The organism is Micromonospora marincola (assembly GCF_056150385.1).
Genome location: NZ_JAXCFT010000018.1, coordinates 53,758 through 77,362, shown reverse-complemented (window position 1 = coordinate 77,362; position 23,605 = coordinate 53,758). Strand labels below are relative to the sequence as shown.

Annotated in this window: 30 protein-coding genes and 1 pseudogene; 15 read left to right on the top strand and 16 right to left on the bottom strand. The window is 72.1% G+C overall.

Going from position 1 to position 23,605, the window contains the following annotated elements; all coding sequences use genetic code 11:
* Window positions 1–81: 81 nt before the first annotated feature.
* From SM450_RS26470 to SM450_RS26455, 4 genes are all read left to right on the top strand, one after another.
* A complete protein-coding gene (locus SM450_RS26470) occupies window positions 82–792 on the top strand; it encodes an alpha/beta hydrolase (RefSeq protein WP_474622492.1) in 711 nt (236 codons plus the stop codon).
* A gap of 151 nt (window positions 793–943) precedes the next feature.
* Window positions 944–2,140 carry a helix-turn-helix domain-containing protein gene (locus SM450_RS26465; protein WP_474622491.1) on the top strand — a complete coding sequence of 399 codons (1,197 nt, stop codon included), beginning with the start codon at window positions 944–946 and terminating at the stop codon, window positions 2,138–2,140.
* Between the two features lie 408 nt (window positions 2,141–2,548).
* Entirely contained in the window at window positions 2,549–2,767 is a 219-nt protein-coding gene (locus SM450_RS26460; RefSeq protein WP_474622490.1) for a hypothetical protein, read from the top strand.
* Window positions 2,764–2,937, top strand: a complete 174-nt coding sequence (locus SM450_RS26455; protein WP_474622489.1) for a hypothetical protein — start codon at window positions 2,764–2,766, stop codon at window positions 2,935–2,937. The genes SM450_RS26460 and SM450_RS26455 overlap by 4 nt, the downstream gene beginning before the upstream one ends.
* Window positions 2,938–2,965: 28 nt before the next feature.
* On the opposite strand, the gene SM450_RS26450 is transcribed toward SM450_RS26455, so the two are convergent.
* The gene (locus SM450_RS26450) at window positions 2,966–3,343 is read right to left on the bottom strand and encodes a winged helix-turn-helix transcriptional regulator (RefSeq protein ID WP_474622488.1); all 378 of its coding nucleotides are present in this window, start codon (window positions 3,341–3,343) and stop codon (window positions 2,966–2,968) included.
* A 79-nt stretch (window positions 3,344–3,422) separates the two neighbouring features.
* Here SM450_RS26450 and SM450_RS26445 point away from each other — a divergent pair.
* A pseudogene (locus SM450_RS26445) lies at window positions 3,423–4,049 on the top strand (NADPH-dependent F420 reductase); the annotation flags it as partial.
* A 77-nt stretch (window positions 4,050–4,126) separates the two neighbouring features.
* Entirely contained in the window at window positions 4,127–4,801 is a 675-nt protein-coding gene (locus tag SM450_RS26440; protein WP_474622487.1) for a cytidylate kinase family protein, read from the top strand.
* 7 nt (window positions 4,802–4,808) lie between these two features.
* Here the strand turns inward: SM450_RS26440 and SM450_RS26435 are convergent, their stop codons facing one another.
* Both SM450_RS26435 and SM450_RS26430 read right to left on the bottom strand, forming a co-directional pair.
* A complete protein-coding gene (locus tag SM450_RS26435) occupies window positions 4,809–5,165 on the bottom strand; it encodes a nitroreductase/quinone reductase family protein (protein WP_474622486.1) in 357 nt (118 codons plus the stop codon).
* Window positions 5,166–5,198: 33 nt separating this feature from the next.
* Window positions 5,199–5,606 (bottom strand): nitroreductase family deazaflavin-dependent oxidoreductase, encoded by a 408-nt coding sequence (locus tag SM450_RS26430; RefSeq protein ID WP_474622485.1) that lies wholly within the window; start codon window positions 5,604–5,606, stop codon window positions 5,199–5,201.
* A 108-nt stretch (window positions 5,607–5,714) separates the two neighbouring features.
* Between SM450_RS26430 and SM450_RS26425 the strand changes: the two genes are divergently transcribed.
* Window positions 5,715–6,224 carry a P-loop nucleotide/nucleoside kinase family protein gene (locus tag SM450_RS26425; RefSeq protein WP_474622484.1) on the top strand — a complete coding sequence of 170 codons (510 nt, stop codon included), beginning with the start codon at window positions 5,715–5,717 and terminating at the stop codon, window positions 6,222–6,224.
* A gap of 6 nt (window positions 6,225–6,230) precedes the next feature.
* On the opposite strand, the gene SM450_RS26420 is transcribed toward SM450_RS26425, so the two are convergent.
* The 5 genes from SM450_RS26420 to SM450_RS26400 form a co-directional block, all read right to left on the bottom strand.
* A complete protein-coding gene (locus tag SM450_RS26420; protein WP_474622483.1) occupies window positions 6,231–7,187 on the bottom strand; it encodes a sulfotransferase family protein in 957 nt (318 codons plus the stop codon).
* 38 nt (window positions 7,188–7,225) lie between these two features.
* The gene (locus tag SM450_RS26415; protein WP_474622482.1) at window positions 7,226–7,696 is read right to left on the bottom strand and encodes an SRPBCC family protein; all 471 of its coding nucleotides are present in this window, start codon (window positions 7,694–7,696) and stop codon (window positions 7,226–7,228) included.
* 64 nt (window positions 7,697–7,760) lie between these two features.
* Window positions 7,761–10,460 carry an RICIN domain-containing protein gene (locus SM450_RS26410; protein WP_474622481.1) on the bottom strand — a complete coding sequence of 900 codons (2,700 nt, stop codon included), beginning with the start codon at window positions 10,458–10,460 and terminating at the stop codon, window positions 7,761–7,763.
* Between the two features lie 301 nt (window positions 10,461–10,761).
* Complete coding sequence (locus SM450_RS26405) at window positions 10,762–11,367, bottom strand: YdeI/OmpD-associated family protein (RefSeq protein ID WP_474622480.1); 606 nt, start codon at window positions 11,365–11,367, stop codon at window positions 10,762–10,764.
* A gap of 153 nt (window positions 11,368–11,520) precedes the next feature.
* Window positions 11,521–11,700 (bottom strand): hypothetical protein, encoded by a 180-nt coding sequence (locus tag SM450_RS26400; RefSeq protein ID WP_474622479.1) that lies wholly within the window; start codon window positions 11,698–11,700, stop codon window positions 11,521–11,523.
* Window positions 11,701–11,889: 189 nt separating this feature from the next.
* Between SM450_RS26400 and SM450_RS26395 the strand changes: the two genes are divergently transcribed.
* Together SM450_RS26395 and SM450_RS26390 are read left to right on the top strand one after the other, a co-directional pair.
* Window positions 11,890–12,498, top strand: a complete 609-nt coding sequence (locus SM450_RS26395) for a class I SAM-dependent DNA methyltransferase (protein WP_474622478.1) — start codon at window positions 11,890–11,892, stop codon at window positions 12,496–12,498.
* An 87-nt stretch (window positions 12,499–12,585) separates the two neighbouring features.
* Window positions 12,586–12,732 (top strand): hypothetical protein, encoded by a 147-nt coding sequence (locus SM450_RS26390; protein ID WP_474622477.1) that lies wholly within the window; start codon window positions 12,586–12,588, stop codon window positions 12,730–12,732.
* 20 nt (window positions 12,733–12,752) lie between these two features.
* Here the strand turns inward: SM450_RS26390 and SM450_RS26385 are convergent, their stop codons facing one another.
* Window positions 12,753–13,184, bottom strand: coding sequence for a DUF2000 family protein (locus SM450_RS26385; protein ID WP_474622476.1), 432 nt, complete (start codon window positions 13,182–13,184; stop codon window positions 12,753–12,755).
* Window positions 13,185–13,233: 49 nt separating this feature from the next.
* On the opposite strand from SM450_RS26385, the gene SM450_RS26380 reads away from it, so the two are divergent.
* A complete protein-coding gene (locus tag SM450_RS26380) occupies window positions 13,234–14,034 on the top strand; it encodes a helix-turn-helix transcriptional regulator (protein ID WP_474622475.1) in 801 nt (266 codons plus the stop codon).
* A 20-nt stretch (window positions 14,035–14,054) separates the two neighbouring features.
* On the opposite strand, the gene SM450_RS26375 is transcribed toward SM450_RS26380, so the two are convergent.
* The gene (locus SM450_RS26375; protein WP_474622474.1) at window positions 14,055–15,311 is read right to left on the bottom strand and encodes an MFS transporter; all 1,257 of its coding nucleotides are present in this window, start codon (window positions 15,309–15,311) and stop codon (window positions 14,055–14,057) included.
* Between the two features lie 91 nt (window positions 15,312–15,402).
* Between SM450_RS26375 and SM450_RS26370 the strand changes: the two genes are divergently transcribed.
* Both SM450_RS26370 and SM450_RS26365 read left to right on the top strand, forming a co-directional pair.
* The gene (locus SM450_RS26370) at window positions 15,403–16,353 is read left to right on the top strand and encodes a LysR family transcriptional regulator (protein ID WP_474622473.1); all 951 of its coding nucleotides are present in this window, start codon (window positions 15,403–15,405) and stop codon (window positions 16,351–16,353) included.
* A 71-nt stretch (window positions 16,354–16,424) separates the two neighbouring features.
* The gene (locus tag SM450_RS26365) at window positions 16,425–17,084 is read left to right on the top strand and encodes a hypothetical protein (protein ID WP_474622472.1); all 660 of its coding nucleotides are present in this window, start codon (window positions 16,425–16,427) and stop codon (window positions 17,082–17,084) included.
* Window positions 17,085–17,157: 73 nt separating this feature from the next.
* On the opposite strand, the gene SM450_RS26360 is transcribed toward SM450_RS26365, so the two are convergent.
* Window positions 17,158–18,255 carry a winged helix DNA-binding domain-containing protein gene (locus SM450_RS26360; protein WP_474622471.1) on the bottom strand — a complete coding sequence of 366 codons (1,098 nt, stop codon included), beginning with the start codon at window positions 18,253–18,255 and terminating at the stop codon, window positions 17,158–17,160.
* Window positions 18,256–18,309: 54 nt separating this feature from the next.
* Between SM450_RS26360 and SM450_RS26355 the strand changes: the two genes are divergently transcribed.
* Window positions 18,310–18,756, top strand: coding sequence for a sigma factor-like helix-turn-helix DNA-binding protein (locus tag SM450_RS26355; protein WP_474622470.1), 447 nt, complete (start codon window positions 18,310–18,312; stop codon window positions 18,754–18,756).
* 90 nt (window positions 18,757–18,846) lie between these two features.
* Window positions 18,847–19,047, top strand: coding sequence for a hypothetical protein (locus SM450_RS26350; RefSeq protein WP_474622469.1), 201 nt, complete (start codon window positions 18,847–18,849; stop codon window positions 19,045–19,047).
* Between the two features lie 38 nt (window positions 19,048–19,085).
* Here the strand turns inward: SM450_RS26350 and SM450_RS26345 are convergent, their stop codons facing one another.
* The 4 genes from SM450_RS26345 to SM450_RS26330 all read right to left on the bottom strand — a co-directional run bounded on the left by SM450_RS26345 (window position 19,086) and on the right by SM450_RS26330 (window position 21,201).
* Window positions 19,086–19,454 (bottom strand): nuclear transport factor 2 family protein, encoded by a 369-nt coding sequence (locus SM450_RS26345; RefSeq protein ID WP_474622468.1) that lies wholly within the window; start codon window positions 19,452–19,454, stop codon window positions 19,086–19,088.
* Window positions 19,455–19,545: 91 nt separating this feature from the next.
* The gene (locus tag SM450_RS26340) at window positions 19,546–19,725 is read right to left on the bottom strand and encodes a hypothetical protein (RefSeq protein WP_474622467.1); all 180 of its coding nucleotides are present in this window, start codon (window positions 19,723–19,725) and stop codon (window positions 19,546–19,548) included.
* A gap of 73 nt (window positions 19,726–19,798) precedes the next feature.
* Window positions 19,799–20,509: a polyamine aminopropyltransferase gene (locus SM450_RS26335; protein WP_474622466.1), complete on the bottom strand. Its 711-nt coding sequence runs from the start codon at window positions 20,507–20,509 to the stop codon at window positions 19,799–19,801.
* 83 nt (window positions 20,510–20,592) lie between these two features.
* Window positions 20,593–21,201 (bottom strand): class I SAM-dependent methyltransferase, encoded by a 609-nt coding sequence (locus tag SM450_RS26330; RefSeq protein WP_474622465.1) that lies wholly within the window; start codon window positions 21,199–21,201, stop codon window positions 20,593–20,595.
* 278 nt (window positions 21,202–21,479) lie between these two features.
* On the opposite strand from SM450_RS26330, the gene eccB reads away from it, so the two are divergent.
* Complete coding sequence (gene eccB / locus SM450_RS26325) at window positions 21,480–22,862, top strand: type VII secretion protein EccB (RefSeq protein ID WP_474622464.1); 1,383 nt, start codon at window positions 21,480–21,482, stop codon at window positions 22,860–22,862.
* A gap of 50 nt (window positions 22,863–22,912) precedes the next feature.
* Here eccB and SM450_RS26320 read toward each other — a convergent pair whose 3' ends face one another.
* Window positions 22,913–23,515, bottom strand: coding sequence for a class I SAM-dependent methyltransferase (locus SM450_RS26320; RefSeq protein WP_474622463.1), 603 nt, complete (start codon window positions 23,513–23,515; stop codon window positions 22,913–22,915).
* Between the last annotated feature and the right edge of the window lie 90 nt (window positions 23,516–23,605).

Genomic DNA, 23,605 nt, shown 5'->3' with positions numbered 1-23,605 from the left:
GCGGGCGACGTGGTTCCGAGCGGGTGCCGTCCGGTCGAGTCGACGATGCGCTTTCGCGCCGCCGACGGTGGTGAGCTGCCGTTGCTGGTCGTCGAGCCGGGCGATGGCACGCAACCTCACGCGGGCGTCGTCCTGTTCCATGGCGGCGCCCTGCGCGAAGGCTCGGCGGCCGGGCTCGCCCCGCACTGCCGACGACTGGCCGCGCACGGAATCTTCGCCGTCTCCGCCGGGTATCGGCTGCTCGGTCGTGGCGCGGTCAGCATCGACGACTGCCTCGCCGACGTGCGGCTCGCGGTCGAGCGGTTCGGCCGGCTGGCCGCGTCGCGTGGGCTCGACGCGTCGCATCTGGCCTCGGGCGGCAGCTCGGCCGGGGCTCATCTCGCGCTGGTCGCGGCGATGACCGCGCCGACGCCCGGTGTCGCGGGCGTGGTGGCCCTCAATCCCGCGGGACTGGACCTTGGCTCCCTCGCGCCGGCCGTGCAGCGCCGCCTGGAACAGCAGGTCGGCATCGCGGCGGGCCGGCTGATCGAGTATTCGCTCATCGAATTCGTGCGGCCGGGGCATCCGCCTACGCAGATCCACCACGGGGCCCGCGACGAGGTCGAGCCGATCGACTCGGTGCGGCGGTTCCGGGACGCGATGGCGGGAGTCGGCAACGAGTGCACGCTTGTCGAGTACGCACACGCCGGACACGGCTTCCACTACCCGGGCCACGGCAGGCACTTCGACGACGTTGTCGACGCCACGGCGCGGTTCCTCCTCGACCGGATCGCCGGGCGACGATCTCATTGACGCCCTTCGCGGGTGCATTACCAGCCGGAGAGGCCGTGTCGTGCGGTCATGGTGGGCGCGATGAGCCTGCTGAGCGAGTACCGTCGATGGCGGCGGCGCTCCGGAGCAGCAGCCGGTGGCCGCGGCCCCGACCGTTACCTGGGAGGCGACAATGACCGATTCCGCGACTTTCGGTGCCCGCCTCCGTGCCTTCCGGGAGCGCGCCGGCAAGACTCGGCCCGTCCTGGGTGGACTCGTCGGTCGCAGCGCCGAGTGGGTCAAGGCTCTGGAGAACGGCCGCCTTCTTCCACCTCGACTTCCGATGCTCCTCCGTCTGTCCGAGGTGCTGGACATCTCGGACCTGGCGGACCTGACCGGTGACCAGTCGTTGCCAGTGGCATCGGTGACGCGCGCCGGCCACCCTGACATCGACGCCGTTGCCTCCGCCATGCAACGGTCAGCGGCGGCGACCGGTGAGCCTACGCGGGTCGGCGTACTGCAAGGACTGGTCGACCAGGCGTGGAAACTGTGGCACCGGTCGACCGTCGAGCGCTCAGCCGTCGCCGGCGTGCTCCCCAGCCTGCTGACCGACGCGCAGCGCAGCGTCCGGCGGTTGGAGGGGCAGGAGCGCCGGCAGGCCCTGATCGAGCTGGCGCGCGTCTACCACCTTGCCCAGTTGTATCTGGCCCACCAGCCGTATCCGGAGTTGGTGTGGGTAGCCGCGGACCGGGCCATGCGGGCGGCTCAGGACGCCGACGATCCTGCGGCGATCGCGGTTGCCGCCTGGTACTACGCGCACGTCTACCGAGGCTCCAACCAGGTGGATCTCGCCGGGCATCTGCTGCTCGACGCCGCAGCTCTGCTCGACCCCGCTCAGGGCGGGGAACAGTTGACCCGGTGGGGGCAGGCGCAGCTCGGCATCGCGCTGGGCCACAGCAAAGCGGGCAGGGCGGGGCAGGCGTGGCGAGCATGGGACGCGGCTGAGCAGGCGGCGAGCCGGCTCGGTAGCACGTATGCCCACCCATGGCTGATGTTCGGGCCGGCAGCGTGCGCGGCGTACGCCGTCACGATCGAGACGGATCTGTGTCGGCCGGGTGAGGCAGTCCGGCGGGCCGATAGCGCGAACTACTCGGCGCTGCCGTCGCACACCCGACGTGCCGCCGCGCTGATCGACGCCGCTCGGGCGCATCTGCTCGACCGGGGCGAGGTGGCGGCGATCCACCTGCTCGGCCGCGCGCTTCGAGAAAGCGTCGACACGTTACGGCACAACCCCTACGCCCGGGCGGCGACTCTCGAACTGTCGAACCGCCCGGGCACAGTCGGGGAAGACGCGCGCGAGTTGGCGCTCGCGATCGGGATGCAGGGGTAGCCATACCTCGGGTACAAACCCTCCCCAACGCTGCTCGTCACTTTTCGTAGCGTCCAGGTCACAGGCGACGGCGGCGTCTCAACCCAGACCAGTTGAGGAGTCCGTTCTCGCATCCCTGAGCGCGAGCGAGGGTGAAACGGTGACATGGGTAGGTTTGGTGAAGCTGTCACGAATGTTGCGTCGACGGTCGGTGTCGACGCCGTCCTCCGGGCAACGACATCAGGAGCGCGAACAGAGGGCGGCCCAGCAGCGAATTCTCGAACAGGCGCGGCAACTGCGCGAGGCGCGCTCGTCCCAGCATTCGGAGCGTGCGGAGTGAGCACGCCCGAGCAGGTGATCACGGCTGGCGGCGTACCTCTGTTGGCAGATGGCGCGGGCGGGCGTGGCCCGCTTTCTGAGGGTGCGGGGGTGAGCGCGCACGGGCCGGTGCTGCCGGTCTGGACGTGCGGTGGGTGCGACGGGCCGTGGCCGTGCGCGACGCGGCGGCGGGAGTTACGCGAGGAGTTCGAGGGTGCGCCTGTTTCGTTGGCGTTGTACATGGGTGCGCAGTTCGTGCGGGCGACGGCGGACCTGGGTTGGGCGCCGGCCGGGGCGTTGCACCGGCGTTTCCTGGGATGGTTGCGGTGAGCGTGTTGCGGGCGGGGGATGAGAAGTTCCACTACAGCGACGGGTCGCATCGGTGGATCGCGCCGGGGCCGGACTACGACCAGGCGGTGTGGGACGAGCAGGTGCGCCAGCACAAGCTGGGTCACCTGCGCAACGAACGTCCGAGGGTACGCATCTGGCGGGTGATCTGACGGACCGGTCCGCCGCGGGAACGGTCCGTCAGGTGCCGGTCATGCGTATCCGTTCCTGCGCCTCGAAAACCTCGTCGCCGTACCGAAGGACCCAGTCGACGAGTGCGCGCATCGGCCCGTCGGCGAAGGTCCGCCCCAGAGGCGTCAACGCATAGTCGACGCGCGGGGGCGCCTCGGCGTAGGACGTCCGCTCGACCAGGCCGCCGGCGACGAGCCGGTGGAGCGACTCGGTGAGCGCCTTGTCACTGATGCCGCCGATGTTCGCGCGTAGCGCGCGGCGGCGCTGCGGGCCGACGGTGAGAGCGGCAAGCACCACCGGATCCCACTGATGCGTGAACAGGTCCGTTCCCATCCGCAGCCGGCAGTCCGCCACGAAGTCGTGGCACCCGCCATCGTCACGAGCCATCCGGCCATCGTGCCATCGCCGACGCGCACCTGGCGGTGTGTGACGTACCGATCGGTTCGCACCGGTCTCGCTACGGTCCGAGGCCATGCGTATCGGAATCCTCGGCACCGGAACTCTCGCCACGGCGCTCGCCACCGCCTGGACCCGGGCCGGACATGACATCAGCATCGGCGGTCGCTCGCCCGAGCGTACGGAGGCCGCGGCGACGGCATCGGGAGCTCGGGCCCGACGGCTGCCCGAGATCTCCGCGAACGCCGACGTCGTCCTTCTCTCCGTGCACTGGGAGGGCATCGCCGAAATCCTCACGGCCGTCGGCGCGCCCGCCGGATCGCTCGCCGGAAAACCACTTATCGATTCCACGAACGCGGTGGAGCACGGCATCGGCGTGCTGCGCACCGAACCCGGACGCGCGATCGCCCAGCACGTTGCCGAGTCAGCTCCGGGCGCCCACGTGGTCAAGGCGTTCCACCTCTTCCCGTCGACGCGCTGGACGACGCCCGGGTCGTCGCCGGCAACGGTCGCGATGTGCGGGGACGATCCACGATCACTGGAACTCGTCGGCTCGCTCGTACGCGATGTCGGAGGCGTTCCCGCCGTCGTGGGCGGGCTGGACCGGGCACGCCAACTGGAGGAGGCGGCCGGTTTCGTCATCGCGCTCGCCTTCGCCGGCGTCGACCCACAGTCGGCCATCCCGGCGGTTCCGTAGGCGGTGCCCGGGCCGGCGGCACGCCGGCGCGGCGGTTACGGTGGACGAGCAGAGGCGGTCGTCGCGGAGGGCGGAACATGGAGCACGGCATTCGCGATGATCTGCTCCGCTGCCTGGCCGAGGCGGTCGGATCCGTCGCCGTGGGGCATCCGACGCGGGTGGCCGTCGACGGACCGCCCGCCGCCGGCAAGACCACCCTCGCCGACGAACTGGCCGTCGTCCTGCGCGAGCAGGGCCGCGACGTCATCCGCGCGACGGTCGACGACTTCCTCGTCCCCCGGGCGAGGCGCTATCCGCGCGGCGAGTACTCGGCCGAGGGCTGCTACCACGACGCCCACGACCACGGCGCGCTGAACCGGGTCCTGCTCGATCCACTCGGGCCCGGGGGAGACCGACGCTTCCAGCAGGCGGTGTACGACCACATCGCGGACACCGTGCTGTCCCCGCCGATCCGGACCGCACCGGTCGACGCGGTGCTGCTCTTCGACGGTGTCTTCCTTCTGCGCCCGGACCTGATCGACCGGTGGGACCTGCGCGTCCTCGTGTCGACCGCGCTCGACACCATCGTGGAGCGTGCCGTGATCCGGGAGCGCCAGGTGTCCGCCCGGGCCGAGGTCGAGCGGCGTTGGCGGGAGCGGTACCTCCCCGCCCAACAGCTCTACGTCGCCACCGCCCGTCCGACCGAGCACGCCGATGTCATCGTGCACAACGACGAGCCCGCGCGGCCGGCCTGGGAGATCCGGACCCGCTGACGGGCGATCAGGTCAGCTCGATCTCCACGAGCGGACTTCCGGCGATCCAACCCTCCAGGCTGCCGGCCCAGTCCAGCGTCGGGACGATCTCCCCGAACACGCGGGCCCGTTCGTCCGGGTCGGTCACCGCGCGCCCGCGTACCGGAAGGTCCAGACCGGTCAGGTGCAGCGTGAACGCGGGATGCGCGAGCAGGTTGGCGTACCAGTCACGCGAGCCCGAGCTGCCGGTCAGCCAGTAGCGGCCGGCGGCCCGGTAGCGCCAGATCTCCGTTCGCTTCGGCTTGCCGCTCCGTCGCCCGATGGTGGTGATCTCCACCGTCTGCTGCCGATCCAGTGCCCGCCGCGCCTCGTCCGTCACCGACATGCGCCGATGATCCGACCTCACGTGAGCTTCAAGTCAAGGCGCGGGTTCCAGCACGACCACCGGGATCTCGCGGGTGGTCTTCCGCTCGTAGTCGGCGAAGCCCGGGTACGCGGCCTTCTGCGCGCTCCAGATCCGTTCCCGCTCGTCCCCGTCGGCGACCCGGGCGACCAGCTCGACCGTGTCCGTGCCGACCTCCGCCCGGACCCGCGGATGGGCGCGCACGTTGTGATACCAGTCGGGATTGGTGGGCGCGCCGGCCTTGGACGCGAACACGGCGTAGCCGTCGTCGAGCTTCTGGTACATCATCGGGTGCACGCGAGGCTGGCCGCTCTTAGCGCCGACGGTGTGCAACAGCAGCAGCGGTGCGCCGGCGAACTGGCCGCCCACCTGGCCGCCGTTGGCGCGGAACTCCTCGATGATCTTGTCGTTCCAGTCGGTCATGACCACTCCTTGCCCCGCGTGCCGGCCCCGTGAACCCTATCCTGACGCTGTCGAACGGGGTGTCGTGGGAAACGGGGGACGATGAGGCGACCAACACTCTTTCTGACCGTGGGGCTCCCCTGCACCGGAAAGACCACCGCCGCTCGGCGTATCGAGATCGAGCGGGAGGCGCTCCGCCTCACGAAGGACGAATGGGTGAAGGCCCTCTACGGGCACGACAACCCGCCGTCGGCTTCGGATGTGATCGAAGGGCGGCTCATCCAGATCGGGCTGCGCGCCCTCGAACTCGGCACCAACGTGGTCATCGACTTCGGCCTCTGGAGTCGGGACGAGCGCTCCGCCCTGCGGCAGGCCGCAGCGGACCTCGGCGCGACGGTGGAGATGCGCTACTTCGCGCTCGACCCGGCCGAGCAGCGCAGGCGACTCGACAAGCGCCAAGCCGAAGCGCCGCACACGACGTGGCCCATGTCCGACCAGGAACTCGCCGGGTGGGCCGCCACCATCGAGATCCCCACGCCCGGCGAACTCGACGGCAGCGAACCGATCGGTGACCCGCCGGCCGGATTCGCGACGTGGCACGAGTGGCGCACCCACCGCTGGCCGCCGTCGGTCTCCTGACGCCCGTCACTCGTACCCCATGGCTGTGATGACCGTGCCGAGCGACGCCGTGACGTATTCGCGGGTCTCGTCGTCGAACTGGTTGTCGCGGTGCGCAAGCTTGTGCGACTGGAACGTGGCGACGGTGACGGCGTCGTCCACTCCGAGCTGTGCGAACAGCGCGCGGCGCTGACCGGGCCAGTCCGCGGCGAGATCTTCCGCCTTCACCTCGACGTACCGCCTGCCGGTCAGGTCGACCGTGTTCTTCCAGGTGAGCCACCGGTGGTAGACCGCCGTGAGGTAGGCGAGCGCGCCGTCGACGGTGGGTGGCGCCCACGGCTGGTCCAGGTGGGACGCGAGCACGGCGAGCGGGTGCCGTTTGACGTGCACGATCGTCGCCTCCGGCACCAGCTCCCAGAGGAACTCCATGCACAGCAGGTTGAACGGTGTCTTCTCGCACCAGGTCGGCTTGCCCGCGTTGGCGGCTGCCCCGCCGAACATGGTGTCGACCAGGCCACGCAGGATGCCGAGCAGTTCGCCCCGGTCGCGGAAATGCCGGGGGAGTATCCGCCGCCGGCTGGGCGGCGCGAACGGTCCGGCGGGCCGGTCGGCGTCGCCGAAGCCTTCCGCGGGCGCGGGTTCGTCGTACGCGCATGCGACCAACCGCGGCCAGAGCCGGTGCACCGCGTCCCGGTAGCGACGCTCGCCGACCAGTTCGGGGACGGTCCTGCCGCGGTCGTCGCGCCGGCCTGGCACTCGTACGGTGAGAAGGTCGCTGAGCCGGTGCAGGGCGTCCTCACCGACGATGGGGTCGTACCGACGGGTGAGCGCGTCGGCCAGGTCCCGTAGGCCACCCGGGTCGACGATGAACCGGGTCTCCATCGGAATCCGGTGGATCAGCGGGTGTTCGCCGATGATGTCGGCGATCCGAGACGTCCCCGAACGACCCGTGCCGGCGACGAAGACAGGTGCGGGGACAGGCATGGTGAGCAGTCAATGCCCCAGCCTGGCGCCTGTGCAAGTCACTTTGAGGAGCGTGGTGGGCTGACCGCGGCGATCCGGATGTGGGCGGCCCGCTGCCGCAGCAACCGTCTGAGGTAGGGCACGACGAGCAGCAGGGTCGCCGCCCCCAGCGGGCCCAGGGGAGCGCTGACGGTCATGCGGTCGGTCATCCGCGTTCGCCCGCCGTCGAGGGCGTGGAAGAGATGCTCGTGACGCAGCGTTCGGAACGGGCCCCGTACCTGCTCGTCGACGAAGCGTGACGGGCGTTCGTAGGCGGTGACGCGGCTGGTCATGCGCCACCGCAGGCCGAAGTGGCGGGCGCGGAAGGTGACCTCGTCGCCGAGTTCGAGTCGCCGCCGGCCGGTGCTTGTGGTGGCCGTCTCGTCGCTGCCGCTCAGGGACGCGGCGTGGACGTCCACGTCGCGTTCCAGGTCGAACACCACGCCCGGGGCGGCGTCGATGATGGACACGACCTCGATCGTCGCCGGCACGACCACAGTCTAGGCCGAGCCGCGCCGGGGCCGGGTCGCGTGACCCGGCCCCGGGTGTGTCCGGTCAGTTGCGGAGGCTCCACTGTTGGTTCGCGCCGCCGTTGCACGACCAGAGGATGATCTTCGTGCCGTTGGCGGTGGCGGCGCCGTTGGCGTCGAGGCAGAGCCCGGACGCGCCATTGGTGACGGTGCCGTTGGCGTTGAGGCTCCACTGCTGGTTGGTGCCGCCGTGGCAGTCCCAGATGATGACCGTGGTGCCGTTCGTCGTGCCCGCGCCGTTCGCGTCCAGGCACTTGTTGCCGTAGACGGTCAGAGCCTTGTTGGCGCCGTAGGTCCACTGCTGGTTGGTGCCGCCGGCGCAGTCCCACAACTGCGCCTGGGTGCCGTTGGTGGTGGAGGAGTTGGGCACCTCGACGCAGCGACCGGACTGGCCACCCACGAGCCGGCCACCCTGCTGGCCGCTGCCGGTGCCCTGCTGCCGGACGATCGAACTCGACTCGGCGGACCGGCCGCCCTGCGCGTCGAGGACGAACAGTCGGTACTCGCCCTGCGTCGTCGGCACGGCGATGGACGTGGCCGTGCCCCCGGCCCTGGTCATCGTCGGCCCGGCGGTGAAGGTGGTGGTGCCGGTGGGCGCCAACCAGACCGTCCTGGTCGCGTCGCCGGTGCTCCGGATCGGGATGGCGGACGTTCCGCTGGTGACGAAGGTGCTGGCCGGCAGGACGTGGTTCGGCAGGGAGAAGTTGGCCGCCGGGACGATGTCCCGGAACGCGTCCTCCAGGCCGGAGTTGACGGCGATGGCGTACGCCGGGGCCGGCCATACGTAGTCGGAGGAGACGAGGATGTCGTTGACCGTGCTGTTGGGCAGGTTCTTGTTCGAGACCTTGTTGATCGGGCCGTAGATCTGCGTGAGGCTCAGGTCGTGCTTGCGCCCGAAGTCGTCGGAGTTGATGAGCCAGGTGATGTTCTTGTCGACGCTCAGGACGTTGTCGCGGAACGTGATGTACGCCGATCCCTCGTCCGGATGCAGGCCGTACTTGTGACCGGACGGCACGCCCTGGAGATAGTTGTTGGTGATCGTGGTCCCCGGCTGGCTGCCGAGCGTGTAGATGGGTGCCGTGTCACTGAGCCGCTGCACCGTGTCGATGATGTGGTTGTAGCTGATGGTGTTGTTCCGCGCCGTGGTGGTGGGCCGGTTCGGCGCGATCGAGCCTGACGAACCGTCGAAGTTCCACCAGCCCCACCCGAGCGTGATGCCCGACCACGGCGACTTCTCGATGCGGTTGTGCTGCACCGTCAGGGTGTCGACGAAGTACGCCGAGATGGGGCTGTGCCCGTTGAACAGCACCGCGCTGTCGTAGAGGTAGTTGTTGCGGATCTCGATGTTCTTCGGCAGCCCCTCGACCTGCGGGGACCACTTCTCCCGGTTGGTCGACGTCCCGTCGCCGATGTAGACGTGCTGGGGGTGACCGACGGTGATCGCCGAGCCGGCGACGTCGTTGGTGACGTTCCCGACCAACTGGCTGTTCTGCACGTCGTTGACCATGTTGACGCCGTCGACGCCGGTGTGCTGGATCCGGTTGCGCTCCAGGCGGACACCGTCGGCGCTCTCCACCTGGATCATGCCGGGAGTGACGTCCACGTTGCGGTAGTAGTAGTCGTGGAAGTTCTTCTTCGCGTACGCCAACGCCCCGAGGTTGCCCTGCTGCGCCTGCTTGTACGACGAGCCGGCGACGGTGAACAGGTTCCAGTCGGAGTGCTGCACGGTGAGCCCGGAGAACGTGATGTTGCGCGCGTGGCTGCTCGTCGAGGTGCCGGCGACCCGCAGCAGCGTGGTCACGTTGTTCGGCGCGAAGACCGACGCGGTCGCCATGTTCTCGGAACTGCTCTTGTAGTAGTAGACCGTCCGGCTGCTCTTGTCGAAGTAGAACTCACCAGGCGTGTCCAGGAACTCGTAGGCGTTCATCACCTTGTGGGAGCCGCCCGTCTGGGCGTTGCCGTTGAACGCGCCCTGGGCGATGGCGGCGCCCGGCTGCTGGAACAGCGCCACCCGGTTCGCGCCGTCGGAACTCGTGGTCACCTGCCGGACCCCCACGATGGCGGTGGTCCAGGTCGTCGCCGTCTCGATCTCGATGTCGTCGGCGTTGCGGGCGATCGCGGGGAAGTCGTTCAGGCCGTACTTGGCGCCGTCGCACTGCGACCCCGACTCCCAGGCCCACGCGGCCTGCCCGGCCGTGACCGTGTACGTCCCGTAGCAGCCCGCCGAGCCGATCGTCTTGGACGCCATGTACGCCCGCTTGTCGTTGACGTAGAGCGCGCGCAACTTGTTGGCGCGGTCGAGTGGCGCCTTCCAGATGTTGCCGCTGTGCTGGGTCCACCCGGTCACCTGCACACCACCTTCGAGCACCGGCGTCTCGTTCGGGTAGGCGGAATAGACGACCCGGTAACCGTTGGTGCCGGAGTCGGCCGCGCCGAACTCGATCGTGCTGCTCACCGGATAACTACCGCCGCGCAGATACACCTGGATGTCGCCGGTCATGCTCGAATTCACCGTACGAACGGCGTCCCGCGCACGTTGCAGCGTCTTGAACGGCGACTGGAGCGTGCCCGGGTTGGCGTCGTTCCCGTCCGGGGCGACGTAGTAGGTCTGCTGGACGGCGGCCGAAGCCGGCAGTTGATTCACGAGCACCCCCGGAAGCGTGGAGGCGACCACAAGCGCAACCGCGAGCAGCAACCGTCGAGCGGTGGAGACGTCTGATCTCACGTACCATTCCTTTCGCTTACCGCCGAAGGAGATGGTCGCTGGACAGTCATCCTGGGGGCTACCTGGCGATTCCGACCATGGCGGGGTCCTTGGCAAGGGGCAGCGACAAGCAGAGGCAAGGTCATGCGTGCCCTACGAGCGGCAAAGCTCACCCGACCGGCCGCACTCACCGTGCCACCGGGAACTTCCGCCGCCCGTTCACAATCTCTCGCCCGAGGTCACAGAATTCCGTTTTGGAGCGTAGGCGTCGGGGACGCCGGACGCAACAATCGTCAGACGTCTATGCAGAACTGACCGTCGGTCAGGGCGTGGCGGAGGGCCGGGCCTTCTGCGGGTGGAGGGTCTCGTGGCGGGCCAGCATGGCGACGAACTCGCCGATCTTCCGCTCCCGGGTCTCCGCCCGCTTCACGGCGTTGAGCCGGTGGGCGAGAGCGAACCGGTTGGTCCTGGTGAGCACGTCGAACATGGCCTGGGCGGCGGGATCGGCGGCGATCGCGGCGAGCAGGTCGGCCGGCACCTCGGCCTCCGACGACGGGGCGTACGCGGCGGCCCAACGCCCGTCCGCCTTCGCGGCCTCCACCGCGGCGCGGCCCGCCGGCCGCATCAGACCCGCCGCCTCCAGCCGCGCCACGTGCGCGACGTTTCGCTGCGACCACCCGCTGCGGGGCCGGCGCGGGGTGAACCGGATCCAGGAGCTTTCCTGGTCCCGCCGGCGGGCCTGCCCGTCGATCCAGCCGAAGCACAGTGCCTCGTCGACCGCCTGCTGCCAGGTAAGCGTCGTCACGGTGCCGCCCTTCCTGGTCAGGGCGAGCCACACGCCGGGTGAGGTGCCGTGGTGGGCGGACAGCCACTCCCGCAGCGCCCCGGCGTCCGCGACGATCAGCTCATCCAGCTCGGCGTTCGGCATGGCGGCAGGCTAACCGGAGGGTACGACGCACGAGACCGTCCGTCCGTCGACGAGTTGTCGGACCCGCGTGCGACGCTTCCGGCATGGCGACTTTCGTGTTGATCCACGGCGGTCACTCGGTGGCGCTCAGTCTGCGGCCCTGAGGTCGCTGTCTCATCGGCCGCGCTTTCTCAGCTCCCGCAGCCGAACGACCTGCGCGCCCGCCACACAGGCCATGCCGAGGGCGGTCGCCCAGGAGCCGACCCGGGAGGGGTCGAGCAGGGCCAAGACAAGACTGGCGAGACCGACGACGACGGCGCCCGCCAGCAGGATCAGCGTGCCGTTCCTGCCCATCTCGTCAGGGAGCCGGTGGCAGTCGGCGCGCCGTCAGCCACGGCCAGCGAATGGTCGTAAAGCCGTTCGGGGGCAGGGTCACCGCGCAAGACTAGCCCGACAGGGCGCCGCTTGCCGTCCCCTCACAACCAGTCGACCAGTAACGTGTGCCCAGATCCCGGCCATCCCACCGGGCCCTATCGTCGGGGCATGACGACCGACCAGGTCCGCCGGGCGTACGCCGCCGTCGCGGACCAGTACATCGCGTTGTTCGGCACGAGCGAGCAGGTCCACGCCGACGACCGCGCCTTCATCCGACGCCACCTGGCCGGCCGGCCCGGCACGGTGCTCGACCTGGGCTGCGGCCCCGGCCACCTCACCGACTTCCTCCGCGCGCAGGGCGTCGACGCGATCGGCGTCGACATCGTCGGTGAGTTCATCGCCCACGCGCGGGCCACCCACCCCGGCGGTCGCTACGTGCTCGGCTCGATGGCGCGTCTCGCCGTCGCCGACCACTCCGTCGCCGGCATCCTGGCCTGGGGGTCGGTGATCCACCTGCCGCCCGACGACCTCGACGCGGTGCTGGCCGAGTTCCGGCGGGCCCTGACGCCCGGCGGCACGGTGGTGCTCGGCATCTTCGTCGGCGACGAGATCGCCGCGTTTGACCACAAGGTAACCACCGCCTACCGCTGGCCGGTCGACGAGTTCTCCGAGCGGCTGGCACGGGCCGGCTTCACCGAGGTGGGACGGCTGCACCGGCCCGGCGACGGCGTCCGCCGGCCGCACGCCGCCGTCGCGGCGACGCGGACCGCCGGTTGACGCCCGTGCGTCGCGGACCTGGCCGGCCGCCCCGGACGAGGGCACAATGACCGGGGCCGACGTGGTACGAGCGAACGGGGCGAGCCAGTGGATGAGTTCGAAGTGGTGGTCGGCGCCGGCTCGCTGCACTCACCCGCGCCCGCCGACGAACTGGGCCGGCTGCTGGATCGCGTCGACGAGGTGGCGGAGATCCCGCGCGCCATCCGCGCCGGAGCCCAGGTGACGCGCCGCTGAGACCCACCGGAGCGGGCCGGTCAGCGGTGCATGGTGGCGCCCTTCAGCACCTTGTCGACCGCGTTGCGGGGCCCGTGGAGGCCGATCCCGACGAGGTCGAGCTGCGCGGTGGGGACGGCCCGCACGGCGGCCCGGTTGTCCCGGTCGTTGCCGGTGGCGAACAGGTCCGAGGTGAACACCGCGACCGGCAGGCCGCGGCCGAGCGCCCGGCCGTGCGCCGCCCGGACCAGTTCCTTGCCACCCTCGAAGACCAGCACCGGCTGGCGGAACATCGACAGGTACGCCACGCCGTCGGCGTCGGAGTACGGCTCGCCGACCACCTCGGGAATCGCCGTGCCCATGCCGCTGACCAGGAACGCGGTGACGTTCAGGCGCTGCCAGGTGAGCAGGTCGTCCCGGAGCAGGACGGCGATCTTCGTGTCGAAGCGTACGGGCTGGGTCGTGGTCGGCATGAACTGATCATGCGCCGTGGATCGCGCGCCGGTCTTGTACGTTGTTGACGTGAGGGCCGGCCCGGCGGGCGCGACGATCTCGGCGTGGCGGCCACGCCTGGACGGCGTGGTGGAGGTGCTGCACGCCCACTTCACCGGCCACGCCTATCCGATGCACGCGCACGACGCCTGGGCGCTGCTGATCGTCGACGAGGGCGGGGTCCGGTACGACCTGGACCGGCACGAGCGCGGCGCGTCCGGCGACCTGGTCACCCTGCTCCCGCCGCACGTGCCGCACAACGGCACGCCGGCCACCGCGCGCGGCTTCCGCAAGCGGGTCCTCTACCTCGCCCCAGACCAGTTGCCGGACGCGCTCGTCGGCGCCTCGGTCGACAACTCCGCCTTCGCCGATCCGCCGCTGCGTCGTGCCGTCTCCCGGTTGCACCACGCGATCCGCCGGCCCGGGGAGGAGTTGGAGGCGGAGAGCCGGCTGGCGGCCGTCACCGAGCGGCTGCGGGTCCACCTCGGCCACCCGGAAATCCCGGCCCGGCCCGACCGGACGCCCGCGCGTCGCCTGCGCGAGCTGCTGGAGGCCAACGTCGTGGCCGGGATGTCGCTGCGGGAGGCGGCGGCCACCCTGCACTTCCACCCGGCGCACCTGGTGCGCTCCTTCGGCCGCGAGTTCGGCATGTCCCCCCATCAGTACCTGATCTCCCGGCGCGTCGACCTGGCCCGCCGGCTCATCCTCGCCGGCGAGCCGCTCCGGTCGGTCGCCGCCAACAGTGGCTTCTACGACCAGCCGCACCTGAACCGCCACTTCACCCGGATCCTGGGCGTCAGCCCGAAGCGTTTCGCCCCGGACCGCCACTGAGGGAACGGGCGACCGTCGCCTCACGCCCCGATCCGTTCGGACGGCGTGGCCGCCCGGACACCGACCGCCGGCGGGTGCGACCGCATGAGCGCCGCGCCGGGCAGCAGGAACGGGGTGGCGAGCAGGCACACGCCGGAGACGACGATCGCGGCCAGCGGGCCGGTGACCGTGGCGAGGGCACCCCACACAAGCGTCAGCGCGGCCTGCGTGAGCCGGCTGCCGACACTCCACGCGCTCAGCACCCGGGCGACCACGTCCGGGGGAGTGCGGCGCAGCCGTTCGGCGGCGTGGATCGGGTTGAACACACCCATGCACGTGATCAGCAGGGCCTCCACGACGATCACGGTGAGCAGCCCGGCGACGCCCGGCCCGACAAACGCGAGACCGAGCGGGAAGACCGAGCGCAGCCAACCGGAACCGGTCAACACCCGGTGCAGCCCGTAGCGCCGCACCAGTCGGGGGCAGAGGCGGGCGCCCACGAAGCCGCCGAGCGCCGGCACGCCGAAGGCGAGGCCGTACTGCCAGGCCGGGAAGCCGTACTCGCCGAGCAGCAGCACGGCCAGCAGCGGCACGGTGGCCGTGATCAGGCCGCCGACAAGCGCCGAGTTGAGGAACAGGCGCCGCAGCACCCGGTCGTACCTGATGAACCGCCAGCCGGCGGCCAGCTCGGCGCCGCGCGACCCGCCGGCCGGCGACGCCGCGACGTCGTCGCCGCGGATGCGGCGGACCGCAAGCGCGGACAGCAGGTAGCTCACCGCGTCGGCGGTCACGGTGACGACCGGGCCGAGCAGCCCGACAAGCGCGCCGCCGAGCGGCGGACCGGCCGCGATCGCCACCCAGCTCGTGCCCTCGAACCGTCCGTTCGCCACCAGCAGGTGGTCGCCGCGGACCAGATGCTTCAGGTACGCGCCGGACGCCGCCGTGAAGGCGATGCCCGCCGTCCCGGCTACCACCGCGACGACAAGCAGGTGACCGTAGGAGAGGAAACCCAGGCCGTACGCGGCCGGCACGCTCACCATGGCGGCGAACCGGACCACGTCCATGGCGATCATCACCGGGCGCTTGCGCCGGTGCTCGACCCACGGCCCGAGCGGGACCGCGACGAGCGCCGCGACGGCGAGCCCGGCCGCCTCCAGCAGCGACACCGCGAACGCCGACGAATGCAGCACCTGCACCGCGATCAGCGGAAACGCCCCGAAGGCGAGCCACGTGCCATAGGTGCTGACCGCGTACGCCGTCCACAGCCGGCCGAAGTCGGGGCCTAGTTTCTCGCGCACCCGCGCATCAGATCGGCCGGGGCGGCGCGGGAGCAAACAACCGCCGACCGGCGAGCCACAACCATCGGTTGTGCGGCCCTAGGGTGGGCCGGTGGACACCGAGGCAGTGCGATCGTTCGTCCGGGCGGCCGAGCTGGGACAGTTGCGACACGCCGCCGACGAGCTGGGTGTCACCCAGCAGGCGGTCTCGAAGCGGGTCGCCGCCCTGGAGCGGGAACTGGCGGTCCGCCTGTTCACCCGTACCGCCCGAGGGGTCGAGCTGACGCTCGACGGCCAGGCGTTCCTGCCGCACGCCCGGGACGTCGTCACGACCGCCGACCGGGCCGTCGCCGCGGTCCGGCCGGGCGCCCGGGCGCCGCGGATCGACGTGCTCGGCCTGCGCAGCGCGCAGGCCGTCATCCTGCACGACTACTGGCGGTCGCGACCCGGCGTCGACCTCGACGTGGTGACGTTCCGGGTGGACGACCCGCACCTGGTCGCCGCCGCCGTCCGGGCCGGTGACCTCGACGCCGCCTTCCGTACCGTCACCGACCCGGCGACGCTGCCGCCCGGCGTGCGGATGGTCCACGTGTTCGACAACCCGCTGCAACTCCTCGTCGGCCCCCGGCACCCGCTCGCCGCCGCCCGCACCCTCAGCCCGCCCGACCTGCGCAAGCTCCGGATCTGGGTGCCGGGCATCGTCCCGCGCAGCGAATGGTCCGAGTTCTACGACGAGGTGGCCACCGCCTTCGACCTGCGCATCGACGCGACCGGCCCGAACTTCGGCGTCGAGGTGCTCCTCGACGCGCTGGCCGACGCCGCCGACCTGGCCACCTTCGTCGGCGCGCGGGACCGCCACCTCTGGCCGGCCGGCCACGACCTGCGCCGTATCCCGATCGTGAACCCGACGCTGGCGTACCCGATCTCGCTCATGCTTGCCGCGACCGCCCCGCACCCGGCGCTCGGGCCGCTCGTCGACCACCTCGCGGGCCTGCCGCCGCTGCCCGGGCCGGTGTGGCGCCCGTCCTGGTCCCGGTTGACCCCGGCGGCGGCCCGGCGGTGACGCACCATCCGGCCCCGGGTGTCGCGGGCGGGTTCGTCGTCGCCCACCGGTGAGCGCGATACCGTGCCGAGGTGATTCAGGCTTCGGTCGTCGCCCCGTCCACGCTCGACTATTACCTGCTGGGCCCGGCCGCGCCGGTCGGCGTGCTGGTGGAGGAGTTCGAGCTGGCCGACGATCTCTCCGCCACGCGCCTGCGTACCGCCGGTTGGACGCCTGCGGACGGCGGCTGGTGGAGTGCGGCGGCCTTCGCGCGGGCGATCCGCGCGGATCCGGGCGTGCGCGCCCGGGTGCGGGCGGTCACCCGCGCCGAGGCGGAGGAGACATACCGCCGGCTGGGCGGTGGCGTGCTGCCGGACGATGACGCGCTCCGCGACCGCTTCCGGGACGACGTGCCGTTGGTGGCCACCGCGCCGCTGCGGCTCGGCTTCGGCCCGGCCGTGCACCGGGTGCTGTTCGCCGGTGACCTCGACGCCGAGCGGCTGACCGGTCTGCGGGCGGCCCTGCGCCTCGACGGCAGCACCGCCCCTGGTGTGGTCGGCACCGGTCGGCTGCACCTCGACGGGACGGCGTTGCGCTGGGACCTGCGTGGCGTCGGCGGCGGGGCGGCGTGGTGCCTGGACGTAACGGCCGAGCCGCTCGACCGGGAGGCGTTGCGCCCGCTGCTCCACCGGCTCACCGACGTCGCTCGCGCCCACGGCCTGATCCCCGCGACGATAGAGTGCTTCGCCTGAGCCGCGCGAAAGGCTTTTATGATCATGAAGTTGACTGCCTGGGGGAGCGCTCTCCCGGCAGTCAACTTCATGATCAGCGGGAGTCGGCGAACTCGACGCCCGCGAGGGTGGCCGAGCGGTGCGCGGCGAGGCGTTCGGCCTGCTCGACGACGGCGCGGCGGCGGCTGTCGGGGAGCTTCTGCCACGGCTGGACGGTGACCGTCAGGCGGGTGCCGGACTTGCGGGGACGCCAGGCGCCGACCAGGTCGCCGTCGACCAGGACGGCTCCGGGGCGGCCGAGCACCGGCCACAACTCCTTCGCCCGGGCCGCGTCCGGCACCAGCGTCGCCCGGTCCTTCGCCTGGAGGAACAGGTCGAACGGGCCGAGCAGGCGCGTCCCGGCGCTCCCGGCCGGCGCCAGCGCCGCCTCGTCGGCCGCCAGCAGCCACCGTGTCTCGCCGTCGACCGTCACCTCCACCACGTCCTGCGGCCAGCGGGCCTTCACGTCCTTGACCGGCGCGTCGAGGTAGTCGGCCACGTGCTTCGGCGTGGCCGGGCCGAGCAGCCGGAGGTAGGCGCGGATCAGGTCGAACCGGTCGCCCGGGGCCGCCGCCCGGCGGAACCGCGGGATGCGGCGCAGGACCGGCGGCGAGGTGCCCGGCGTCAGCTCCAACCCGGCGCGGACGGCGGCCAGCCGGAACGGCATCTCGTAGATGTGGGTGACGCCGCACGGCCGGCAGAACCGCAGATAGGGCTCGGGCAGCACCTCGGCGAGGCGGCCCGAGACGTCGCCCTTGACCGTCGGCTCGGTGACGATCGCCCGCATGCCGGCGGCCACCTCGTCGAGCGCGTCGAGGATCCCGATGCCGGCCGCCTTCAACGGCTTGGCCGCGTCGTAGATGCGCTTGCCCGCGTCGGCGTCCGAGAACGGCTGCACCGAGGCCGCCACCCGGTCGACGTCGGCACGGCGGTAGAGGTGCGGAGCGCCGCGCACGGTCCACAGCACGACCAGATCGTCGCCGGTCGGCGCGGGCACGTCGACGCCGCGCAGGGCCAGCGCCCACCGGCCGCCGTCCGGGCCGGTGTCCTGCACCCCGAGGTCGAGCGCGGCGGTGTCGTCCAACGCGCCCTTGGCGCGGTCGAGCTGCTGGGCCCGGACGCGGAAGCCCATCACCTGCCGGCGGTCCACCATCGCCACAGCGTAGGCGCCGGCACCGACACCGGCCGCGAGAAGCGAAAGGTGCCGGTGTGCCGGCGACGGGCCGTGCTGCTGCTGCGCGAGGTGCTCCAGCTGCCCGCCGCCGAGGTGGCGCAGGCCCTGGGCAGCAGCGTCGCCTCGGTGCACAGCAGCCTGCAACGCGCCCGGGCGAGCCTGCGCGCGGCCGGGCCGGTGCTCGACGAGTGGCGTGAGCCCGCCGACCCGGACGAGCAGGCGGTGGTCGAGCGCCATCTGACGGCCTTCGAGGCGGCCGACGTGCCCGGCCTGACCCGGTTGCTGGCCGACGACGTGGTGTTGGAGATGCCGCCGGTGCCGCTCTGGCTCGCCGGCCGGACGCACTACCGCCTGGCGCACTCGATCCAGGTATTCACCGTGCGGGCCGGGCCGATCCGGCGCTGTGTGACGTTCGCCGACCCGTCGGTGTTCGACCCGTTCGGGTTGCCGCGAACGGTCGAAGCCCACCTCGCCGTGTAACCGGATCGAGGCGGCCCGCGCCGTCCGCGCCAATGGCCGACGCCGGACAATCCGTTTTCCGCCGCGGTCTCGGTCGGGCAGGATGGCGGTGTGGACGCCTGGGACTCGATCGACGATCACATCGTGCATCGTCGGATCATCCCGGCCATGCAGGCGATCCGGGCCGCGGAGGCGTGCGGCCTCAAGCAGGCCATCGACCTCTTCTACAGGCGCTACGCACACCTTCGGCGGACGAGGCCCGAGGATTTCACCGTCTCGGACGAAGAGTACGGCGACGGCGTCTACACCTGACGTCCGGTCGGTCCGGAGGAGCGGCATGGGCTGTGGACTCAGGATTGTGGGCGGATCTCCATCTCGGCCACCAAGCCGTCGACGAGACGGTAGACGTGCGTGACCGTGTGGTTCGCCAGCTCGGCCCCGGCCTTGTCCCGCACCACCTGACGCACCGACACCGCGACGCGGCCGTCGGGTTCCACCGTGAACGCGGTCGGCGTGACCGACGGCTCGATCTCGGCCCACTGCCGGCGCCAGTAGGCGCTCACCTCGGCCCGTCCGTGAAGCACGCCTCCCTCCCAGCCGTTGGGCCAGGAGACGTCAGGCGTCATCGCCGCCAGCAGCGTCGGCATGTCGCGCGCGTTGAACGCCTGGTAGAGGCTCGCGAGCCGGGAACGTGCCGCGTCGGGTCCGGGTGCCCTCATGCGTCGAGTGTGGCCGTCCGAGCCCGGTGGCGCGCGGCCACTTCGCGCTCAGCAGAACGTCAGCCCTTGGCGGGGCGGATACTCGACCACATCAGCGGCGGGGCGTCGAGTGCTGGTGCACCACCCGCCGGGTCTTCAGGATCGCGAAGATGATGACCGCGGCCAGCGCGATCACGCCGATGATCACGAGCCAGCGGACCGCCTCCAGCAGCAGCCCGAGCAGGATGAGCACGCCGGCGACCACGCCGACCACCCAGAGCAACGCGCGCATGTGGTGCCTCCCGTCTCCTACGGTCGGCCGCGCGCTTTCCCACTGCTGCGGCGACCATGCCCGCCGCCGACGGTCAACGTCGCGCCACGTAGACGGTGTTCGCCGCCTCCCGCCCCTGCAACGGGTTGGGAAACCGGACGACGTGCGCCACCGAGGTCGGGAACACCTCGGTCAGCGTGCGCTGGAACGCCGGGTCCGGCGGGTCGTTCGACCAGAGCGCGAACACCCCGTCCGGGTGCAGCAGCGCGGCCAGCCGACGCAGCCCGTCGACCGTGTAGAACGGGGCGTGACCGGGGTGCAGCACGTGGCGGGGGGAATGGTCCACGTCGAGCAGCACCGCGTGGAACCGCCGCCCGGGCTCGTCCGGGTCGAAGCCGCCGTCGGCGACCGCGGCGAAGAAGTCCGCCCGGACGAAGCGGGTACGCGGGTCCGCCGCCAGGCCGGCGGCGAACGGCAGCAGGTCCTGCCGGTGCCAGTCGATCACGTCCTCGATCGCCTCGACCACAAGCAGTGAGCGCACCCGGGAATCCTCGAGCGCGGTGCGCGCGGTGTAGCCGAGGCCGAGCCCGCCGACCACCACGTCAAGCGACTCCCCGGTGAGCGGGGCCAGCCCGAGCCGGGCCAGCTCGATCTCCGCCACCGGGAAGGCGCTGGACATGAGGTATTCGTCGCCGAGCTTCACCTCGTACACGTCGGCGTCCAGCGCCGGGTCGCGTCGCCGGCGCAGGCTGATCTCACCGATCGGCGTCTCCCGCCAGGCCAGTTCCTCGAAACGCACGCCCACCCGGTGTCCCCTCCGCCGATTCCGTCCCCGGATGCTACCGGCCGGGGCCGGGCTGGCCGGCGGGAACGACCACCTCCGGTGGCTCAGTCGGCGGGGCGGTGGGCCACCACCACGGTGTCCAGCGCGTCGACCGTGCCGCCGTCCGTGGTCGGCACCGGTCGGCGGGCCGTCTCCGCCCGCCGGATGCGCAGCCCCGCCAGCCCGTCGACAACCGCCTCCGGAGTGAGCAGCACACTCGGATCCTGCGGACCGCCGGTGCCGCCGTCGAGGTTCGCCAGGTCGTGGCCGACCACCACGAGCGTGCCACCGGGACGCAGCGCCGAGCGCGCCGCGGCGAGCACGCCGGCGAGGTCGGCGGCGGGCAGGTGCAAATAGCTGATCAGCACCAGGTCGTAGCTGCCCGGCACCGGCCGGTACGCGGTCACGTCGGCGATCCGCCAGTCGACCGCGACGCCGCGCGCGGCGGCCAGCTCACGCCCCCGTTCGACGGCCACGGTCGAGAAGTCCACCGCGTTGACCCGCCACCCCTGACCGGCGAGCCACACCGCGTTGCGCCCCTCGCCCGCGGCCATGTCCAGTGCTGAGCCGGGAGTCAGGCCGGCGACCGACTCGACTACGAAACGGTTCGGCTCGGCGCTCCACACCAGTCCGGATGCGTTGGCGTACCGCTCGTTCCAGGCATGACTGTCCACAGTGTTACCTCCTCTGGCGGCCCCACACCGCCCAGGTGACCGTACCGGCCGTGGCAAGAACGGCCAGCCCGAGTCCGGCGACTGTCATGCGATCTCCGCAGGGCTGATCATGAAGTTGGCGGCGGCCCTGTCCGTTATGTCGGCCGCCAACCTCATGATCGACGAGGTGGGGCGGGTCGGCGGGCGTGGGGACGAGAGTCGGCGGGGACACGCAGGGTGGCCGGGGGATCGACGGAGTGCTTATCCTGTGCGCCGACGATCCTGGCGGAGGGACCCCGATGGCGTCGCGGCAGGACCAGCTCCACTCGTACCAGTTCACTGTCCAGCGGGCGGTGGCCGCGCTCGTCATGCGGGAGACCGATCCCGCGCAGTCGCCGTTTCGCCGGCTGGCCGGCGCGGGCCTGGCAAGCGTGCTGGTCGCGGTGATCGCCCTCGGCGCGGTGGCGCTGTACGGCCTGTTCACCGGCGGCGGCAGCTCCTGGCGGGACACCGGCGCGGTGATCGTGGAGAAGGAGTCCGGCGCCCGGTTCGTCTACCGGGAGGAGAAGCTGCACCCGGTGCTCAACTACGCCTCGGCGCTGCTGATCATCGGCGCGGACCGGCCGAAGACCGTGCTGGTCGCCCGCCGGGCCATCGACGGGGTGCCGCGTGGCCTGCCGCTCGGCATCGCCGACGCCCCGGATTCGCTGCCCGCGCCGAACCGGCTGGTCCGCGACGGCTGGACGCTCTGCTCGTCGGTGACCGCGGAGACGGGCCGGGACCAGGCGCGCTCGGCGCTGCTGATCGGGCGGGCCGCGGCCGGTGGCCGGGCGCTCGGCGACCAGGGCCTGCTGGTCCGCCACCCGGACGGCGGCCTGCACCTGCTCTGGCACGACCGGCGCTACCTGCTGCGCGACACCGACCGGGTGCTCGCCGCGCTCGCGGCCACCCGGGAACGGGCCGTGCCGGTCGCGGCGGCGCTGCTCAACACGATCCCGGCCGGCGCCGACCTGGCCCCGCCGCCGGTCGGTGACCTCGGCGCCCCCTCCGGGCGGGTCACCGGCGCCACCGTGGGCGACGTCTACCTGGTGCGCAACTCCGGTGGCGGCCGGCAGTACGCGGTGGCCGCCCGCGACGGGCTGGCCGGGATCACCGAGTTGCAGGCCGCGCTGCTGCTGGCGCGCACCGGGCAGGGTGAGCCGGAGCCGATCACGCTGGGCCGGTTCGCCGCGCTGCCGAAGCTGCCCGACCTGGTGCCCGCCGGCCCGGCCGCGCCGCCGGCCGTGCCGCCCCGACTGGCCGCGTCCGAGGGGGGCACGCTCTGCGCGCGGGCCGGCGACGACGCGGGCGTACGCGAGATCCGGCTCGGGGTGACCGCGCCGGACCTGGCTGCCGCCGCGCGTACCTCGGGGGGTCGGGGTGGGCTGGCCGACCAGGTCGTGGTGGAGCCGGGGCGCGGCGCGCTCGTGGAGGCGGCGGCGGCCCCGGGCGCCACCGGCGGCACGGTCTGCGTGGTCACCGACCTGGGCCGGCGGTACGCGCTCGCGGGCGCCGACGTGCCGGGCATGCTCGGCTACGCCGGGGTGCGTCCGGTGCGGCTGCCGGCGGGCCTGGTGGACCTGCTGCCGGCGGGCAGCCCGCTCGATCCGGAGGCCGCCCGCACGGTCGCCGCCCCGGCCTGAGCAGGCCGGGCCGGGGTTCAGGCCGGTCCGCGACTCAGCCGGGCCGCGACTCAGGCGGGGCGGCGCAGCACGGTGACCGCGAACCCGGCGTCGTCGCGCCACGGCCGCAGGTCCCAGGTGGCGAAGCGGTGCTCCGGGCGCAGCCCGGCGGCCACCGCGTCGGCGTCCAGCTCGGCGACCGGATAGCCGCGGTCGGTGCCGAAGCCGACCACCACCAGGCCGTCCGGGCGGACGTGCGCGGCGACCCGGGTGAGCACGTCCCGTTCGGTGCCGGCGGCGACGAAGGCCATCACGTTGCCGGCCACCACGGCGGCGTCGAACGGCTCGGCCTCGCCGTGCGCGGGCAGGTCCAGCTCGGCCAGGTCGGCGACCAGGAAGTGGGGGCCGGGATGGTCGGCGTGGGCCGCCTCGACAAGCGTCGGGTCGGCGTCCACCCCGACCACGGTGTGCCCCCGGGCGGCCAGCGCGGCGGCGACCCGGCCGGTGCCGCAGCCGGCGTCCAGGATCCGCGCGCCGGGCGGCACGAGCGCGTCCAGCAGCCGGGCCTCGCCGGCCAGGTCCGCCCCCTCGGCGGCGAGGCGGCGGAACCTGTCGACGTACCACTGCGAGTGGCCGGGTTTCGTGTCGGTCACCCAGCGGGTCGGCTTGGCCATGGCCCCATGTTAAGCGGGGGCCCCGCCTCTACCGGATGCGTTAAGCGGGGCCCCTTCCTTGCTCACCCCTTCTCCGCGTGCGCTCAGTAC